Annotated in this window: 16 protein-coding genes; 15 read left to right on the top strand and 1 reads right to left on the bottom strand. The window is 44.0% G+C overall.

Annotation, left to right across the window (positions count from 1 at the left end; genetic code table 11):
* The first annotated feature begins 6 nt into the window (after positions 1–6).
* Positions 7–516: a hypothetical protein gene (locus FTU35_RS07810; RefSeq protein WP_218944916.1), complete on the top strand. Its 510-nt coding sequence runs from the start codon at positions 7–9 to the stop codon at positions 514–516.
* A gap of 65 nt (positions 517–581) precedes the next feature.
* Here FTU35_RS07810 and FTU35_RS07805 read toward each other — a convergent pair whose 3' ends face one another.
* The gene (locus FTU35_RS07805; protein WP_104852966.1) at positions 582–2,000 is read right to left on the bottom strand and encodes a phosphate--AMP phosphotransferase; all 1,419 of its coding nucleotides are present in this window, start codon (positions 1,998–2,000) and stop codon (positions 582–584) included.
* A 246-nt stretch (positions 2,001–2,246) separates the two neighbouring features.
* On the opposite strand from FTU35_RS07805, the gene FTU35_RS07800 reads away from it, so the two are divergent.
* From FTU35_RS07800 to FTU35_RS07735, 14 genes are all read left to right on the top strand, one after another.
* Positions 2,247–2,951, top strand: coding sequence for a hypothetical protein (locus FTU35_RS07800; protein WP_004975910.1), 705 nt, complete (start codon positions 2,247–2,249; stop codon positions 2,949–2,951).
* A gap of 168 nt (positions 2,952–3,119) precedes the next feature.
* Positions 3,120–4,064, top strand: coding sequence for a bifunctional demethylmenaquinone methyltransferase/2-methoxy-6-polyprenyl-1,4-benzoquinol methylase UbiE (gene ubiE / locus FTU35_RS07795; protein ID WP_004975907.1), 945 nt, complete (start codon positions 3,120–3,122; stop codon positions 4,062–4,064).
* An 11-nt stretch (positions 4,065–4,075) separates the two neighbouring features.
* Entirely contained in the window at positions 4,076–4,789 is a 714-nt protein-coding gene (locus FTU35_RS07790) for an SCP2 domain-containing protein (RefSeq protein ID WP_154321106.1), read from the top strand.
* 13 nt (positions 4,790–4,802) lie between these two features.
* On the top strand, positions 4,803–6,422 hold the full coding sequence (locus FTU35_RS07785; RefSeq protein WP_096901336.1) for an AarF/ABC1/UbiB kinase family protein: 1,620 nt from the start codon (positions 4,803–4,805) through the stop codon (positions 6,420–6,422).
* A 207-nt stretch (positions 6,423–6,629) separates the two neighbouring features.
* Complete coding sequence (locus FTU35_RS07780) at positions 6,630–7,709, top strand: patatin-like phospholipase family protein (RefSeq protein WP_131261096.1); 1,080 nt, start codon at positions 6,630–6,632, stop codon at positions 7,707–7,709.
* A gap of 126 nt (positions 7,710–7,835) precedes the next feature.
* Entirely contained in the window at positions 7,836–8,618 is a 783-nt protein-coding gene (hisIE, locus tag FTU35_RS07775; RefSeq protein WP_004975893.1) for a bifunctional phosphoribosyl-AMP cyclohydrolase/phosphoribosyl-ATP diphosphatase HisIE, read from the top strand.
* Positions 8,619–8,640: 22 nt separating this feature from the next.
* Positions 8,641–10,143, top strand: a complete 1,503-nt coding sequence (locus FTU35_RS07770) for a UvrD-helicase domain-containing protein (protein ID WP_004975892.1) — start codon at positions 8,641–8,643, stop codon at positions 10,141–10,143.
* 16 nt (positions 10,144–10,159) lie between these two features.
* Positions 10,160–11,533 carry an AAA family ATPase gene (locus FTU35_RS07765; RefSeq protein WP_180064644.1) on the top strand — a complete coding sequence of 458 codons (1,374 nt, stop codon included), beginning with the start codon at positions 10,160–10,162 and terminating at the stop codon, positions 11,531–11,533.
* Between the two features lie 607 nt (positions 11,534–12,140).
* Entirely contained in the window at positions 12,141–14,978 is a 2,838-nt protein-coding gene (locus FTU35_RS07760) for a monovalent cation/H+ antiporter subunit A (protein WP_180064643.1), read from the top strand.
* A gap of 4 nt (positions 14,979–14,982) precedes the next feature.
* Positions 14,983–15,348, top strand: coding sequence for a Na+/H+ antiporter subunit C (locus FTU35_RS07755; protein ID WP_004975886.1), 366 nt, complete (start codon positions 14,983–14,985; stop codon positions 15,346–15,348).
* Positions 15,348–17,156, top strand: coding sequence for a monovalent cation/H+ antiporter subunit D (locus FTU35_RS07750; protein WP_180064642.1), 1,809 nt, complete (start codon positions 15,348–15,350; stop codon positions 17,154–17,156). The genes FTU35_RS07755 and FTU35_RS07750 overlap by 1 nt, the downstream gene beginning before the upstream one ends.
* Before the next feature lie 2 nt (positions 17,157–17,158).
* Entirely contained in the window at positions 17,159–17,692 is a 534-nt protein-coding gene (locus tag FTU35_RS07745) for a Na+/H+ antiporter subunit E (protein ID WP_004975882.1), read from the top strand.
* Positions 17,689–17,964, top strand: a complete 276-nt coding sequence (locus FTU35_RS07740; protein ID WP_004975880.1) for a monovalent cation/H+ antiporter subunit F — start codon at positions 17,689–17,691, stop codon at positions 17,962–17,964. Before FTU35_RS07745 ends, FTU35_RS07740 begins: the two co-directional genes overlap by 4 nt.
* Positions 17,965–17,975: 11 nt before the next feature.
* On the top strand, positions 17,976–18,374 hold the full coding sequence (locus FTU35_RS07735; RefSeq protein ID WP_004975877.1) for a Na+/H+ antiporter subunit G: 399 nt from the start codon (positions 17,976–17,978) through the stop codon (positions 18,372–18,374).
* The last annotated feature ends 52 nt before the right edge of the window (positions 18,375–18,426 follow it).

Below are 18,426 nucleotides of genomic sequence, written 5' to 3'. Positions count from 1 at the left end.
GTACTTATGATAAAAAGAGAGACAATTCCAGACAGTATTGATCCAAGCCTAGACTTGGAAATGATTCGTGCAGAATGCCTAGAACTGGTCAAAAAACGTGCCTATTTTTCTGCAGGTGCAGCCATCATTCCTGTGCCGTTCTTAGACGTTGTCATTGATGTGGGCATCTTGTCGCAACTGATTCCAGAAATTAATGCACGTTTTGGCTTATCTCCTGAGCAAGTCAGCGTGTATGATCCTGAAACCCGAAAAGTCCACTGGAGCGAATTGCGTAAACGCGGTGTGGAATTTTCAGGCTTAGTCGTGGCGCGTACTGCAGTAAAAAAATCCCTGAATAATGTCGCAGCCAAGTACATCACCAAACAAGTCACCAAGTTTATTCCATTGGGTGGACAAATGGTGGCAGCAGGTTTGGGTTATTTTATTATGAAAAAAATTGCCGAAACGCATGTTGAAGAAAGCTATAAACTGGCAAAAAGCATTCAGCTTAAACAAGCCAAAGTTGTGAATGCTTAATTTTTAAACTAAACAGGCTCAAATTCAGCTAACTTAACACGCAGTCTTTGCATCCTCGAGGCAGATTATTCTGCCTTGAGTTGTTTCAAGATGGTTCTTAAAATTTCCAAACGTGCTGCATTTTTGTCATTACTCGGAATGATGTGCCACGGTGCATATTCGGTACTGGTACGTTGCAGCATATCTGCCGCTGCCACCAAATAATCATCCCAACGGCTACGGTTGCGCCAGTCTTCATCTGTAATTTTAAAACGCTTATGTGCGGTTTCCTGACGTGCTTTAAAACGCAGCTCCTGCTCATCTTTACTAATGGCTAACCAAAATTTGATGACGACAGTTTGATGATCATTTAAGTCTTTTTCAAAACGGTTGATTTCGTCATAAGAACGCTGCCATTCCAGTGGGCTAATCAAACCTTCTACACGTTCTACCAATACCCGCCCATACCAAGAACGGTCAAAAATATTGATTTTTTCTTCAGGCAGAATTTTCGTCCAAAAACGCCACAAATAAGGACGACTGATTTCAAAGGCTTCAGGTGCACTAATGGTGTAAATTTCGTATTCACGCGGATCCAGTTTTTTTACAATCCGTTTAATCGCGCCGCCTTTGCCTGCTGCGTCCATTCCTTCAAAAACAATGCTGACATTACGGTTATCTAAACGCAGTGCATCTGCCACTTTTTTCGTGAGTTTCTTTAACTCTGCTTTATAGTCATCCTCATTGACCGATTCAGATACAGGATTAAGCAAAACTTCTGGAATTTCTGCAGCTTGCCAAGTGATGCCCGAACTGGTCGGATGCACAGGACAATGCTCTAAAGCACGTAAAATATGCTGTGCAAATTGTTGATCGCGGATGGTTTCATCTTCGCAATCAATCATAATCCAGTCATCGGTAAAGCGTTGGCGCAGCTTTTGCAAGCTGTCATATTGCTTTTTATTGCGCCAATCCAAGCCGTGCAATTTATGCCAATGCACTTCGCTCGGTTCCATATCATCTAGTCGTTTTTGTAGTGATTTCCACGATAAATCGAACCAGATTTTAATGACATCCACATGGTTATTTTTTAAGTCTTCTTCATAGGCACGCATTTTTTCGACATAGTTATCAAACATGGTGTCATCAATTTGTTTAGACACATGCATGGCTGTGCTTAATAAGTCACTATACCAATTGCCAAACATCACCATAATTTGACCTTCGGCAGGAATAAAACGTGCATAAGGCTGCCAAAGTGTCTGTTTGGGATTAAACGGGTGCGGCGCATCGGCTTTTACCCTTAAATAACGCGGATCGACCCATTCTCTTAATTGTTTAACCGATTCACCCTTACCCGCCAATTCAATGCCGCTCACTAAAATCAGCAAACTTTTGGCATTTTTTTCACCTTTGGTGTTTTTTAAAGCATATTGGGCTTCAATTAGCTCGACTGAAAGTTGTTCTTCTTCCATGAGTTTAAATTCAGTATGTGCTTGTGACATCATCTACCCTATTGTTGTGTTATTTAAGCTCTGCTGATCATTCATCTATATTTACGATATTAGAATGAGCGACAGACTTTGATCAGTATACGAATATCGACCCATTTTTTAACAACTTTTCGCTTATTTTTGTAGATTAATCTCACACACTGACCTTTGCCGTTTGGAATTCTGTGTAATTTGTCATAGCGACGAGATCAAACTCACATTAAGATTTGCCCATTCAACTCAATAATGAGACACCCTATGTCTAAACTTGCTGCTTTAGATGAGCTGTTAGAACTGTATTATCAATTTAAATATCATAAAAATCCTATGCTTTTTCAACGCTTACAAGATGTTCAAGCATGGCAAAAACAGCGTATGCAACGCACCCATGCCACACAGTTTGCCGAAAAGCACAATGTCTTGATGGCCGAATATTTTTTAAACCGCTTATATGGCGGTCCAGATTTTGACGCTTTGGCAGGTCAAATTGCTCGCCTACTGAAATATGCACACAAAGCTGAAAAAATCATCCCTGAAAATGCAATAAAAACAGGGACTTCTGGGGTAAGTCTGGCGATTTTGGCAGTGCAGTTAGATGAACAAGTCGCGATACAATTGCTACAGGACTATCCTGAAAATATGCCTTTAAATGATGAGATGATGCGTCTGACTTATTTAAAGCTCGATCAGGGCGAAGCACGCTTAAAACAATTAAATATGTTGGATGAACTGGGTAAAAACCTAGATAAATATATGCGCTCTTTTGTGGTCTATACCGCTTTTAAAATGTGTAAAGGCGCGGCGCAAAAATACAGTTTTCAAATTATGTATGAGTTCATGCAAGATGGCTTTTTAGCCATGAAACCATTAAAGTCTGCAGAGAAATTTGTGAAGCAATTTACTACCACAGAACGGGAAATTATTGCCAAAGTACATGCAGGTGATTTACATCCATTTTCATAATCCCAATGTGTGAAATAACCAACACTTATTCAGCACACTTACGCTATCTTTGGTTTTTTCTGTATATTATTCATAACAATTGCATGATGATTACTGTACAAGTGCTTAGAATCTGTCATCATGCATACACTGCAGCCTTAAGCCTTTTTATCCTGAGGAGTGACTCCAATGTCGAATGAAAATCAAACGCCTACCGCTACTCCCGAGTCGGCACAACCAACAGACAAAGTGAGTCCATTCTTAACCGAACCTCTACCGCAAGGCGCTCCACAAGGTCAGCAACAATCTTTAGAACAAAAATTAACGGATACACCTGTTACGGGTTCAGTGCCAAAATATAATTTGCCGCGCGGTGCCAACACAGGCAATGTCGGTGCAACCACACACTTCGGCTACCAAACCGTCAGCAGTGAAGATAAAGCCCAGAAAGTCGCAGAAGTCTTCCACTCGGTTGCAAGCAAATACGACATTATGAACGACTTAATGTCATTTGGTATTCACCGCTTATGGAAACGCTTTGCGATTAATATGTCAGGTGTACGTCGTGGTCAGCGCGTACTGGACATTGCAGGCGGTACGGGTGACTTAGCCAAAGTCTTTAGCCGTGAAGTTGGCCCTACAGGTCATGTGGTACTGTCAGATATTAACGAATCTATGCTGAATGTTGGCCGTGACCGTCTAATTGATGCAGGCTGTACCAATGTCGATTTCGTGTTGGCGAATGCCGAAACTTTAGAACCATTTGAAGACAACAGCTTTGACTTACTGACTATTTCATTTGGTTTACGTAACGTGACCGATAAAGATGCAGCTTTGGCAGCGATGTACCGCGTACTCAAGCCGGGTGGTCGTTTATTGATTTTAGAATTTTCAAAACCAGTATTTGAACCGTTCTCAAAACTCTACGATTTATATTCATTCACAGCATTGCCATTGATGGGTAAAATTGTCGCAAACGACTCAGAAAGCTACAAATACTTGGCTGAATCTATTCGTATGCACCCAGATCAACGCACTTTAAAAGGCATGATGGAACAGGCAGGCTTCCAAAACTGTGATTACCACAACCTGACTGGTGGTATTGTTGCCGTTCACCGTGGTTTTAAACTCTAAGGCGTACCGCAATGTGGTCAATTCTCGCCCTTGGTGCAGTTGAGAAACTGATTCATCATGTTATTGATTTGGATGCGATTACTCGCATCCAGCTCAACCAACTACACGGCAAAATGTTGCGTGTGGTGCTCGATTCGCCACAGCTTTCTGTAGATGTCTTTTTTGATGACAACAAAGTTCGTTTAGAACCTACTGCAACAGGTCACAGCGAGCAGCCTTCTATTTTTGAGCATGAGAAGCGCTCTAGCTTCGCAAGGTTTGATCAAGCGCAAAATATCAGCCCCGCAACGACCACTTTGCATGTTAAAAATGTGGTGCAATTGCTCAAACTGTTGCTATCCGATGAAGTGGGCAATATTCCCCTACAAGGTGACTATCATCTTTTACAAGATATTCAGCGCATTATGCAGCAGGCTGAACTAGACTTGGCCGCACATTTAAGCCCTTGGATTGGTCCTGCTTTGGCTCATGAAGTTGGCAAAATTCAGCTTGCACCCAAGCATTTAAAACGCAGTCTACACAGCCATTTGTTCTTTGCTGAAGATGCCCTAAAAGAAGACAGTGGTCTATTTGCCCCACGCTGGCAAATGGATGACTTACAACAAGACACGCGCATTTTTCAACAAAATTTAGACCGCGCCGAAGCCAAAATTCAACAGCTACAAGCGCAGCTTGATGCACAGCCAGATACCGCTTCTGACACCTTAAACTCCACTCAACCCTAGGGAATAAGTCTTTATGATTCCGCACGTTTCACGTTTACTCGAACTTTGGCGCATTGCCGCGCACTATAGACTCGACACGTTGTTTCCTGCGGAAGAACTACCAGAAAAGGCACGTCATGCGCTCAGTTTTATTCGCATGCACCCTGCGGCTTGGTCAAGTAAAGAACGTAAAAACCCGCTGAAGCTCAAAGAAGCTTTAGAAGAAATGGGACCATTGGCAATTAAACTTGGGCAATTGCTGTCTACGCGTCGTGACCTGATTCCGCCTGAAGTTTTACAGCAATTGGTGTTGCTACAAGACCGTGTCAAACCATTCGGTTCTGACGTGGCACAAATGCGAATTCAGCAATCGCTCAAGGCAGACATCAACACCCTGTTTGCCCGTTTTGATGAGCAACCTTTAGCAGCAGCCTCCATTGCGCAAGTCCATACCGCTGCCTTGCATGATGGTCGTGAAGTCGTCGTTAAAGTCACCCGTCCCGATATTCGCCAGCAAATTCTACAAGATTTTGAAATTCTGGAATGGCTCGGTGCAGCACTGGAAAAACGTCTGGAAGCGGCACGCGCTCTACATTTATCTGAAATTATTCAGGACTATCGTCAAATTATTCTCAACGAACTGGATTTGACCTTAGAAGCGGATAACACCCGCCGCATGCGTCACTACTTTACAGGCTCAAGCATGATGTACGTGCCTGAAGTCTATATGGACAGTAAAGATGTGATGGTGGCAGAGCGCATTACAGGTGTGCCAATTTCCGACACGGCAACCTTTGATCGTTTGGGGATGAATCGTGCCGATTTGGCAGAAAAAGGCCTCACGATTTTCTTTACCCAAGTGTTCCGTGACAACTTTTTCCATGCCGATATGCATCCTGGCAACGTCTTTGTGGAAACCATCAATCCGAATAATCCGCGTTTTATTGCGCTAGATTGTGCGATTATGGGCGAGCTGTCCAAGCATGACCAAATGACCGTAGCACGTATGTTGCTGGCGGTGATGAACAGCAACTTTATGCAGCTGATTCAAGTGGTACACCAAGCTGGCTGGATTCCACCGGGCACAGATCAAGATGCTCTCGCCCGTGAAATGCGCCGTACTGTCGGGCCAATGGTGTCTAAACCGATGCACGAATTGGACTTTGCAGGCATTCTGATTCAGGTCATGGATATTGCACGTCGTTTCCATTTGGAAATTCCACCGCAATTGATGCTACTCCTGAAAACATTGGTGCATGTTGAAGGCTTGGGCACAGACTTATATCCAGAACTGGATATCTGGAAACTGGCAAAACCAATTTTAACGGATTGGATTAAAGCCAATATGAATCCAGTCAAAAATGTCAAAGAAATTGGGCAGCAAATTCCCGACCTGTTACTGGGTGCGCAAGACTTACCAAGTTTAATGATTGACAGTTTAAATGGTTTAAAAAACCAATCGGCTTGGCATTCCAAACAATTGCATGAATTACAAAGCATGCGTCTACAAATGGAACATCAGCAAAAACGCAGCTGGATTTTTGGCAGCATTATGGCCATTTTCCTCTCCATTGCGATTATTGCACCGTGGTATGTCTCTATTGTTTTAATCGCGTTGGCAAGTTTCTTGGCGATTTGGCGTATAGCTAAATAAAGCCACATTGCTTGATAACAAACTGATTAGACGATAAAAAAATTAGAAAGCCTGTTTTAAAGCAGGCTTTTTTATCACGCTGATTTTCTCTAACTCATCCTAAAAACTACCGCATGACTCATCAGTCACCAAATGATGCCTCTCGCCATTGTTGCAAAAATCACCACGCCTACAATTAATGCACATTTGTAGCGTTATAGATCAAGCATGACTCAGCTTTTGCATAAACGTGCCCCTGCACTCAGTATTCGCGCAGGACATCTGGCACGCCAACTGATTGAACAAGAAGGCTTACATGCCCAACACGTCGATATTATTCCAGGTGCAGCAGGCGGCCCCAAAGGTATTGGCATTCAAGGCTTAGACCAAGCTATTTTTGGCGAGTTTTTTGCCCAAGCCCCAAAGCGTCGTACTGTGGTCGGTTCTTCAATTGGCAGTTGGCGCTTTGCCAGTATTTTGGCGTGGGGCGCAAAACAAGGCACTGAACGCCTGTCCGATTTATATACCAACTTGTATTTTCATAAAAAAATGTCGCGCCAAGAAGTCGCTGAGATTTGTCAAAATATGCTGTTTGAACTGATTCAGGGACAGCAACAACAACTGATTCAGCATCCTGACTATCACCTCACGGTCATTTCCGTCAAAGCTCAACATATTTTCCAAAGTGACCAAGCCTTGCCTTTGCTAGCATCTGTGGCTGGAATTATTGGTAGCAATGCCATTGCGCGCAAACACAACCGCTTATTTATGCAACGCGTCATCAGCCAACCTGCGCAAGGTCAGCAGTTTATGGTAGAGGATGATTTTGTCACCCATTACCAAGCCCTGAATGAGCAGAATGTCGCACCGTGGCTGCTCGCCTCAGCGTCTATTCCCGGGGTGATGTCTGCTATTCGTGACATTCCTGATGCGCCCGTGGGCAGTTATCGGGATGGTGGCTTAATTGACTACCATCTAGATTTACCTTACCAAAGTCAGGGCATTGTGCTGTACCCACACTTTACCGACAGCATTACCCCTGGCTGGTTTGATAAAATGTTGAAGCATCGTAAAGCCAATCCTGAAAATCAGGCCCGGACACTCTTGCTATCACCTTCGGCAGAATATTTAAGCAGCTTGCCTTTAGGCCGTTTGCCCGATCGTAAAGACTTCACCTTAAAAGGTTTAGATCAGGCACAGCGCATTCGCTTATGGAAACAATCGGTGGCAGAAAGTCAGCGTTTGGGCGATGAATTTCTGGAAATGGTGGAAAAACAAAACTTCCCTCAATTTATGCAAACGCTTTGACAGTACAAATCTGGCAAGATAATTTAGGTAAATTGTCTTGAATCACGTACACTATAGGGACGATGCAAAATCGTGCGCTCAGAAAATAGCGTCCATACAATTTAAATTAATTTTGGTGAACAACTCATGAATAACTTGCAATGGCTCGATGAAGTAAAATTTAACGAACAAGGATTAGTGCCTGCCATTGCACAGCATCATCAAACAGGACGTGTGTTGATGGTGGCGTGGATGAACCGTGAAGCCTTGGCACTGACTGCCGAAAAAAATCAGGCGGTGTATTTTTCACGTTCACGCAATAAATTGTGGCACAAGGGTGAAGAATCTGGACACTTTCAAACTGTGCACGAGATTCGTCTGGACTGCGATGCCGATGTGATTATACTGCAAATTGAACAACATGGTGGAATTGCTTGCCACACAGGGCGTGAATCTTGTTTCTATCGCAAACTCACCGCCAATGGTTGGGAAATTGTAGATGCACAGCTGAAAGACCCGAATCAAATTTATGGTGAACAAGCCGCCAATGCTCACACCTTAGCCATGAGCCAATCAAAGGCACAAGCTGAACAGGTTGAAGTTTTGGCTTATTTAGGGCAAATGATGAGCGAGCGCAAAACCGCTAATCCTGACTCATCTTATGTAGCCAAGCTATACCATAAAGGCTTGAATAAAATTTTGGAAAAAGTCGGTGAAGAAACCGTGGAAGCAATTATTGCCGCCAAAGATTTCAACACCGAAGCCAATGCCAACAACAAAAATGACCTGATTTATGAAGTGGCCGATTTATGGTTCCACAGCATTGTCATGTTGGGTTATTTCGATATTGAACCGCAAGTGGTACTGAATGAATTGGCTCGTCGTCAAGGTTTATCAGGCTTGGTTGAAAAAGCCAACCGTAGCCATTAACGCGAAAAGCCAACCCTGATCTGTGTCTGTAATCACCAAGCCTCGCCCGACCTATGAGCAAGCCACTGCTATAGATAATGCACGTCTGGGCAAATCTTTTAAAGTGATTGCCTATGCAGGTACAGGTAAAACCACGACCTTACAAATGATCAGTGATGCCATGCCAGAACGGCGTGGCATGTACTTGGCATTTAACAAAGCCATTGCCGCAGAAGCACAAAGTAAATTTCATCGTCAGGTCGATTGTCGTACATTTCACTCGCTTGCATATCGCAGCGTTCCACGTGGAGTCACCGACAAATTACGCCTACCCCGTTTAAGTCCAAGTTTTATTGCCAAAGAGTATCGTTTAGAACCGATTACCCTTAGACGTATGATGGGCGGACGCTATGAAAAATATGTGTTGATGCCAAGTCGTTTAGCCAGTTTGGTGGCCAATGCCGTGAGTCATTTCTGCTCGACCAGTTCGCAATACCCTGCCCCACGACATTTACAAGCACCCAGTTGGTTGCATCCAGATGACATCGACACCTTACAAAAGCATCTTTATCCTGCGGTAGAACGACGCTGGTTGGAGTCAATTGACCCGAATCATCAGGCAGGCATTGGACACGATATTTATCTGAAACTTTGGGCCTTGTCTGAACCCAACATTCCTGCCGATTATGTGCTGTTTGACGAAGCTCAAGATGCCGACCCGCTCATGCTGGGCATTTTACTCAAGCAACGTAATACTCAAGTGATTTATGTGGGCGATGCGCATCAGCAAATCTATGCTTGGCGTGGTGCAATCAATGCCATGCAGCAATTACCTTTGCCTGAATCACGACTGACCACATCGTTCCGTTTTGGTGAAGAAATTGCCCTGACCGCCAATGCCATTTTAGGTGGGCTGAATGAAACCGTGCCACTCTTGGGCAATCCAGAATTACATTCCAAAGTGGTCAACAAACCGCATACCAAAATGCGTGATGCGATTTTATGCCGTACCAACGCCCGTGCCATGGAACTGCTACTGGCAGGTTTAGTGCATGGCGATAAAGTCAGTCTGCAAGCCGACCATGTGCGCTTAAACCGTTTTGTGGATGCTGCCGCGATGCTCAAACAAGGCAAACGTGTGACCGACGTTCCGGAACTGGCATGGTTTAACTCTTGGCATGATGTACATGAATATTGTGAAACCAACGATGGCAGCGACATTAAACCTTTGGTCAAACTGGTGGATGATCATGGTACTAATCCACTCAAACGGGCGTTGGCAAAAATCACCCCAATTGACCAAGCCGACTATATTATTTCGACAGCGCATAAAGCCAAAGGTTTAGAATGGAATCGGGTACATATTGAAGACGACTACCAATTTAAACTGAACGACAAAGAGCATAAAATTAGCGATGAAGAATTAAGATTACTGTACGTGGCATGCACACGTGCTAAAGTCAGTTTAAATATTCATCATATTTACGATTTGGTACAACAACTGAAAATAAAAATGCCGACATCGTTACGCAAAGCGGTGGGGTAATTGCAGCAGGTGCGCTATGAAAATTACATCGGTTCATTTCAGACACATCACCCATTTTGCAGACCTAAAACTCGAACTCAATTATCACGACCTGCCCATTACGCTTATTTTGGCAGACCAAAGCGCGGGTAAAACCTCGCTGTTACGATTTAGTTATCAAGCACTGACTTGGTTTGCCGCTCGCTATAAAGACTTACGCACTGCGGGTTTGGTGATGCAAGATCAAGATATTTTGTTCAACCGCTTGCAAGCTAAAATTGATGTTTGTGTGGAAATTCCAGCAGAAATAGGCAGTTTGGCAGAATCAAGCAACACGCAAATTGAAAGCACCCAACATTGTGACTGGCAATTATATAAAACCCTGAATAGTAGCGGCGTAGGAGTAAGCAAAGCAGAAACCGCCAAGCTTGAAAAAATGGTGCAGCTCTATCAACACGCCATTAAACATGACCCGATGCAAGGTCTACCGCTGATTGCCTACTACCCTGCAGAACGCTTCGTGAATGAAGTTAATTTACTCAATAAAAATAATCCGCTGATTTTACAACCTGGACATGCCTACGAAATTGCTGCGATTCCATTCACGACATTTACTCGTTTTTTTGAATGGTTGCGGGAAATTTCCGATATTGAAAATGCCCAAAGTGCGCAGCTTTTACACAAGCTATATCAGCAACAACAAAGCGAACTCGCACAAACCCTGAATCAGTCCTTATTGCATGCCTATACCCAAATGCATGCACCGAGTTTACAAGCACTGAAAGATGCCTTACAAATCGTGCTGCCTGAAATTGAAGACCTATATCTACAACATCTGCCTAAATTACAACTCATGGTGCGCTGTCAGGGCAAAGATATGCTGTATCAGCAATTGTCGAACAGTCAGCGCAACTGGATTGCTCTAGTAGGCGATATTGTACGTCGCCTCTGTTTGCTAAACCCAAACAGTTTGTATCCGTGTCGCGAGGGAGATGGTATTTTGTTGATTGACCAGATTGATCATCAGCTCGATCAACAACAGGCCGCACAAATACTGACTCGTTTACATCAAGCTTTTCCGCGCTTACAAATTATTGCCACAGGCAACCGCAGCGAACTTTTGGAACAAGCGGAACGCTTTCAATGTTTAAAACTGGAACATCAACAGCTGCATCCCATCGCATGGCAAAGTTTACAACCGCAGTTTGCAGAAATTTATGCTGATGTGCTAGAAACCACTCACACGACAGAAGACGTCAGCCTACAAGAACAAAACCCAACACAATTATGCACGGCTGAAATTTTGCAGCAGATTCAAAACCATTTAACTGCCGAACAAAAACAGGAATTGCTGCAACGCTTACAGCAATTGGATAGTGAGCCAACACCTGATCAATTGCCTGAATCTTAATTGCCGAAGTCTTTCAACGCATACTTGGGCAAAAAGCAAGGAAATACTTTATCCCGCATATAACAGACGGTATATAATGACTTTGCTGTATGCAAAAAAAATTGATGTTGTTTTATTCATGTAATAAAATCAGATTAATTTTGAACTTTTATAGTAAAATCCGATTTTGCTGTAGTTTTTAAAGTTGCGCAATACAACTTTTTTTATACCTTGAATAGTGTCTATTGACCTTTCAAACACGGTGAATGCTGTAAAAATGCAGCAGATGCAGATCAACTTCATCCATAGTTCAACTAGGTTGTAGATTGACGCATCTCAATATTTTTAACACAGCTTTAACCAAACCAAGCACAACCTTATTCGCTGCATCGTCAGCGAAAGATCAGCATATTTTTTGCTGCTTGAGCCGCCTAGCCATGTAAAATTATTTTTGCATGATCTTGTTTTGAGTTTAAGTTGCGACAATACGCTCATCAAAACAATAGACTACGTGTTTACTGACACGACTGATTGGCTTTCAAGATTGAATCTTTTGGATGGTGTGTTGCTGTCCTGTAATCCTTGGAAGATAAGATTCATCCTTTAGGTTTTCAACCTATTCACGACAATGGATATGAGTGTGCTACCGATTATTATATTGTTACCGTTAGTACTGGGCACAACCCTTGTCTCGTGGCTGAAACAATTTTCACGCGGGGTAACGGCTTTAGGGGCGATTGGCGTCAGTCTGAGCAGTCTTATTCTGCTCCTGACTCAAGCAAAAGCAGTCTTTAATGGCGAAACGATCATTCAAACATGGTCTTGGCTGCCACAGTTGGGGATTGATTTAAGCTTCCGTCTAGATGCGCTTGGTTTATTATTCTCCTTGCTGATCACGGGGATCGGCACACTCATTTTTATTTATGCCTATTATTATTTAAGTCCACAAAACTCGCTCAGTAAACTCTATGTTCTCCTCATGCTGTTTATGGCTGCCATGTTGGGAATTTCGCTCTCCAACAACCTGATTTTGTTGCTGACTTTTTGGGAACTGACCAGTATTTCCTCTTTCTTATTGGTGGGTTATTGGAGCAATTACGAGGCAGCACAACGCGGCTCACGTATGGCACTGACCATTACAGGCATGGGCGGACTCGCCATGCTCGGTGGTTTTGTGTTATTGGCGCAAATCACAGGCACCTATCAAATTGACCAAATCTTAATGATGACTGAACAAATTCAAAGTCATCATTTATTTGTACCAACTTTATTGCTGATTTTATTGGGTGCATTTACCAAAAGTGCGCAATTTCCGTTTCACTTCTGGCTACCCAATGCCATGGCTGCACCCACGCCTGTTTCTGCCTATCTACATTCGGCAACGATGGTCAAAGCAGGGATTTTCTTGCTGGCGCGCTTATTGCCAATTTTTGCAGGCGCAGCGTTATATCACAACCTAGTCACTTTTATTGGTCTATTTACCCTGTGTATGGCAGCATTCTTTGCCATTTTCAAAGAAGATTTAAAAGGCTTATTGGCGTATTCCACCATCAGTCATTTAGGTCTGATCATGTGCTTACTCGGCATTGGTTCACCGTTAGCAGTAGCTGCTGCAATTTTCCACATCATCAACCACGCCACCTTTAAAGCGGCCCTGTTTATGATTGCAGGAATTATCGACCACGAATCAGGCACACGTGATTTACGCAAACTTAGTGGCTTATGGCAACTATTACCCTTTACCGCCACCCTCACTATGATTACCGCGGCCTCTATGGCTGGCGTACCGTTGACCAACGGCTTTTTGTCCAAAGAAATGTTCTTCACTGAACTGGTAGCAAACTTATCTGGCCCTGTACTGTTGGTTTCTGCAATTGTTGCGACACTGGCGGGTATTTTTGCAGTGGCCTATTCAATACGTTTGGTACACGGCGTTTTCTTTGATGGTCCAATTGGTAAAGATGTCCCAAACAAAGAAGCTCAAGAACCTCCGTTTGGCATGCGTGCACCCGCAACTTTATTGGCTGTTTTATGTATTTTAGTCGGCTTGATGCCTGCCTTATTGGTCGAGCATATTGTCAATAGCACGACTCGTGCCAGTACCCAACTGTCGCAGTTTGAAGGCATACATCTGGCAATTTGGCATGGCTTTAATCTTCCCCTGCTGATGAGTGTTATTGCACTGCTTGGCGGGATCATTTTCTATTTCTCGCTCGCCAAAGGTGGAAAAATCCGTGAAATTGACCTCGACCCACATTTAGGTCAATTCCAAGGCAAACTGCTGTTTGAATTATTCTTAAAACATTTGCTACAGGTTTCACGCAAAATCAAACGTAAAACCGAAAATGGTTCACTGCAAAGCTATTTGGTGTGGATCATTGCTTTTACGGTATTCATGGTCGCGCTACCATTATTCAATCAGGGATTAACAACTGGCACACGTGAACTCACACATGCGCCTATGATTGCCATTGTTTTATGGTTATTGCTGTTCTCTGCCTGCTGGATGATGCTGTGGTTCCACCATGAGCGCATCAAAGCTGTCTTAATCAGCGGTGCAGTTGGCTTGGTCGTCACCATGATGTTTGTCGGACTGTCTGCTCCCGACTTGGCACAAACTCAAATCACGGTTGATGTCGTCACCACTGTTTTATTGCTGATGAGTCTATCGCTGCTCCCACAATTGACCCCGTATGAATCTAGCCGTTCACGTCGTTGGCGAGATGCCTTCATTGCGATTGGTGGCGGCATTGGTATCGGCTGGATTGCGTGGCTGGTTATGACTCGCAACCACAATTCAATTTCATGGTTCTTTAATCAGCAATCCATTCCACTCGGTGGCGGAACCAACGTGGTCAACGTCATTTTGGTGGACTTCCGTGGTTTCGATACCTTTGGTGAAATTACCGTCTTGGGCATTGCTGCGATTGGTACGCTGTGTTTAATGGATGGTATGCGTGCGCACGGCACTATCATGACCCAAGGTTTAACCTATCGCTTTAATCCTTCACCGTTGATGCTGCGGATTACCGCCTCATGGATTTTACCTATCGCCCTTGTGGTCAGCCTGTATATTTTCTTGCGCGGTCATAACTTACCAGGCGGTGGCTTTATTGCGGGCTTAATTACCGCAATGGCGTTGATCATCCAATACATTGCGCTTGGTCAAGACCACACCGAACAAATGCTCAAAGCTAAATCTGGACGTTTATACGAAATCTGGATTGGCGTGGGTTTAAGTATTGCAGGTCTGACAGGACTTGCCGCATGGTTCTGGGGACGTCCATTCCTCACCAGCGCACATATTTATGTCAATCCTCCGATTATTGGTGAAATGCACCTCGCTTCGGCTGCCTTATTTGATGTAGGCGTGTATGTCACGGTGGTTGGTGCGGTAATGTTGATGATTTCTGTCTTGGGCGACTCACGTCACTCAGGCATGTCTGGCCCACTTCCAAAGGAGTAATGCAATGATTAGTATTGAGTTTTTAATTGCGTCTGCCATTGGAATGTTAGTCGCGACAGGAATCTATTTAATTTTACGTGCCCGTACCTTTCCAGTGGTTTTGGGCTTGGCGATGATTGGTTATGCCGTCAATATTTTCTTATTCAGCATGGGGCGTATTCAGCTCAATGCACCTGCAATTTTGACTGAAGCTTCAAAAGTCACCGACCCATTACCACAAGCCTTGGTATTAACCGCAATTGTGATTGGTTTTGCCACCACCGCATTTATTGTGCAATTGGCGCTGCGTAGCCGTTATGAAACAGGGACAGACCACGTCGATGCCAAAGAAGAACATCCACTGCTCGACCCACGTGAGGATGAGCCATAATGACTGATTTCCTCCAATTTTGGCTACAGCATTCACCTATTTTTAGCATCCTGATTCCAACCTTTACCGCATTTATTTTAGTGCTATTAGGCAATCCGGGCTTTGGTTCACTCTCACATGACTGGCGTCAGCCATGGCGTCGTGGCATTAGTTATCTTTCTGCCACGCTCGGTTTAATCACGGCGATCAGCTATTTAATTCAGGTCAGCAGTGGGCAAATTATTATTTATAATTTGAGCGAATGGGCCGCCCCGTTTGGCATTATTTTAGTGCTAGATCAACTGTCTGCCCTCATGTTGGTACTGACTTATTCACTTGCCTTGCCATTACTGTGGTTTTCCAGCAAAAAATGGGATGAACGTGGTCGCTATTTTCATACCATGGTGCATTTCCTACTCATGGGACTTTGCGGTGCATTCCTCACAGGCGACTTATTTAACCTGTTCGTATTCTTTGAAATCTTGTTGCTCGCCTCGTATGTGTTGTTATTGCACGGTCAGGGCAAAGCACGTTTTCAACTCGGGATTCATTACGTCACCATCAACCTGTTAGCCTCTGCCCTGTTCCTAATTGGTTTAGGGATGATTTACGGCAGTGTCGGCAGTTTAAATATGACCGATGTGGCGCGTCTGATTCCGCTACTCGATGCTGATGCACATAAAATTGCGGTGGCAGGTGGCTTACTGTTATTTGTGGTGTTTGGTATTAAAGCCGCCATGCTTCCTGTCGGTTTCTGGCTACCTAAAACCTATGCCGTGGCGACAACCCCTGTGGCAGCCTTATTCACCATCATGACCAAAGTCGGTGTGTATGCCATTTTGCGGGTCAATGGAACCGTATTTGATGATGCGCTGAGCCATAAAATCCTACAAGACTGGTTACTGCCGATTGGTCTAATTACCTCACTGTATGGGGTCATAGGCGCAATTGGTGCAGAGCGCTTACGTCGTTTTGTCGGTTTTATGGTGCTGTCTTCAATTGGTACGATCCTGATTGCCATTTCGATGCTGAACACACAGGCATGGTCAGCCGCACTGTATTACTTAGTACACAGTACCTTAATTGCAGCGGCTTTCTATTTGCTGTGTGGCTGGATTACCTCACAACGTGGCGCATTTAAAGATCACTTCAATATTGCCCCGCAAATGAAGCAACACAAAGTACTGGCAATCACATACTTCATGATTGCCTTAATGATGGCAGGTTTGCCACCGTTTAGTGGCTTTTTGGGCAAGGTCTTTATTTTGCAAGCCACCGCCAATATGGCACATCAAGGCTGGATTATTGGCATTATTCTCTTGGTCAGCTTGCTGAGTATTATTGCATTCACCCGTGTCGGCTTTATTTTATTTTGGCGCGCGACCAAACCTGAAGATGATGCGCAAACTGAAGCCTATTATGAATATCAGGCACTACCTGCGATTGCACCGCCCCGCAATGACCGTGTCATTTATTTACTGCTGACGGGTTTAGTGCTGTACGTGGTATTTGCCAATCCAATTCAACAATATATGCTGAATACTGCACAGCAGATTCAACATAATGCGGCCTATGAAGCACTGATTCTGAAAAAAGACCGTGCTGCAAATGTGATTAGCGTACAACCTTATGATCCATTGTACTTACCTGAAACCAAGTACGGTGGCGAAGCAATTGACACCAATGCACATTTAATTCCCTATGTGATTGATCCAAACACCTTGGAAGGCGAGCATATTTCTGACTATAAACAACGTCAGATTCAACAGCAAAATCGTGAGGAAGCACAGCAACCTAGCGATACTCAACTCAAACCTGCGGAGCCCTAAACATGCAAAAAACGAGACCAAAAACTTCGTTTTGGGATAACCTGCTGCCACACCCGTTTGTATCTGTCTTGGTGGCACTGAGTTGGCTGATGTTGGCGCATAGTGTTTCTGCAGGGAATCTGTTGATGGCACTGGTCTTGGCGCTCTTGATTCCCAAACTGATCCAGCCCTTTATTGCGCGTACACCAGACATCAACTGGACTGCAGCCATTCGCTTATTCTTCGTGGTGGTCTGGGATATTATGATTTGTAATATTCGTGTCGCAAAACTGGTACTTGGCCCAACAGACCGTATGCAGCCAAAATGGTTCCGTGTCCCTCTCGAAACACAACACGAACAGGTCAACAGTATTTTGGCGATGATCATTACCACCACACCAGGCACGGTTACAGCAGGTATTGACCAAGACCGTGGCGATATTTTGGTGCATGCCTTAAACACTGCAGATGAAAGTGTAGATATTCAAGACATCAAAAATCGTTATGAAAAACCGCTGATTGAAATTTTTGGTGCACAGTCAGGAGAAAAGCAATGATGATTCTGCCTTATGCACTTGGAATCTGCATGGTTGCGATTACACTGTCCATGTTTATGTGCCTATATCGCCTGATTATTGGCCCTTCAATTGTAGACCGCCTGTTGGCCTTGGATACCTTGTTTTTAAATGCGACCTGCTTGGTGGTGGTTCTGGGTATCTATTGGACCAGTACCTCATTATTTGAAGGTGCGTTATTGGTGGCGATGCTAGGCTTTGTGTCTACTGCAGCACTGGCGCGTTACTTCACCAGTGGTCATGTGATTGATTAAGGAGAATGAACATGCAATTACTCATGGAAATTTTAGTGTCATTCTTTTTAATTATTGGCGCATTTTTCATGTTGGTGGGCGGCATTGGCATGGTTCGCCTACCCGACTTATTTATGCGACTGCATGCCCCTACAAAATCCAGCACTTTAGGACTAGGCAGTTTCTTAATTGCAGCCATTATTTATGCGGCATTTGAAGGACGATTTGGCTTTGCAGAAGTATTAATCACCCTATTTGCGTTTATTACCGCGCCTGTTTCTGCCAATTTAATGGCACAGGCAGCACTGCATTTACGTTTACGTTCGATGAGTGGCAATGTGCCTGAAACCTTAGACCGTCCATTACCGTGGCAACGCCAACGTCGTAATTTACGTCGTTATGAAAAAAAGTCCCATGATGATTTGGTCTAGAATATTAGTCAGGCATTAAAAAAAGCATCGTATCCGATATAACCTTGCTTAC

Source organism: Acinetobacter sp. YH12095, from assembly GCF_013419245.1.
GTDB classification, from domain to species: Bacteria; Pseudomonadota; Gammaproteobacteria; order Pseudomonadales; family Moraxellaceae; genus Acinetobacter; species Acinetobacter towneri.
The sequence above is the reverse complement of the archived record's forward strand: the minus strand, read 5'-3'. Positions and strand labels throughout refer to the sequence as shown.

Coding starts and splice junctions, on each gene's coding strand:
- FTU35_RS07810 (WP_218944916.1), top strand. CDS start 7: ATGATAAAAAGAGAGACAATTCCAGACAGTATTGATCCAAGCCTAGAC.
- FTU35_RS07805 (WP_104852966.1), bottom strand. CDS start 2,000: ATGTCACAAGCACATACTGAATTTAAACTCATGGAAGAAGAACAACTT.
- FTU35_RS07800 (WP_004975910.1), top strand. CDS start 2,247: ATGTCTAAACTTGCTGCTTTAGATGAGCTGTTAGAACTGTATTATCAA.
- ubiE (WP_004975907.1), top strand. CDS start 3,120: ATGTCGAATGAAAATCAAACGCCTACCGCTACTCCCGAGTCGGCACAA.
- FTU35_RS07790 (WP_154321106.1), top strand. CDS start 4,076: ATGTGGTCAATTCTCGCCCTTGGTGCAGTTGAGAAACTGATTCATCAT.
- FTU35_RS07785 (WP_096901336.1), top strand. CDS start 4,803: ATGATTCCGCACGTTTCACGTTTACTCGAACTTTGGCGCATTGCCGCG.
- FTU35_RS07780 (WP_131261096.1), top strand. CDS start 6,630: ATGACTCAGCTTTTGCATAAACGTGCCCCTGCACTCAGTATTCGCGCA.
- hisIE (WP_004975893.1), top strand. CDS start 7,836: ATGAATAACTTGCAATGGCTCGATGAAGTAAAATTTAACGAACAAGGA.
- FTU35_RS07765 (WP_180064644.1), top strand. CDS start 10,160: ATGAAAATTACATCGGTTCATTTCAGACACATCACCCATTTTGCAGAC.
- FTU35_RS07760 (WP_180064643.1), top strand. CDS start 12,141: ATGGATATGAGTGTGCTACCGATTATTATATTGTTACCGTTAGTACTG.
- FTU35_RS07755 (WP_004975886.1), top strand. CDS start 14,983: ATGATTAGTATTGAGTTTTTAATTGCGTCTGCCATTGGAATGTTAGTC.
- FTU35_RS07750 (WP_180064642.1), top strand. CDS start 15,348: ATGACTGATTTCCTCCAATTTTGGCTACAGCATTCACCTATTTTTAGC.
- FTU35_RS07745 (WP_004975882.1), top strand. CDS start 17,159: ATGCAAAAAACGAGACCAAAAACTTCGTTTTGGGATAACCTGCTGCCA.
- FTU35_RS07740 (WP_004975880.1), top strand. CDS start 17,689: ATGATGATTCTGCCTTATGCACTTGGAATCTGCATGGTTGCGATTACA.
- FTU35_RS07735 (WP_004975877.1), top strand. CDS start 17,976: ATGCAATTACTCATGGAAATTTTAGTGTCATTCTTTTTAATTATTGGC.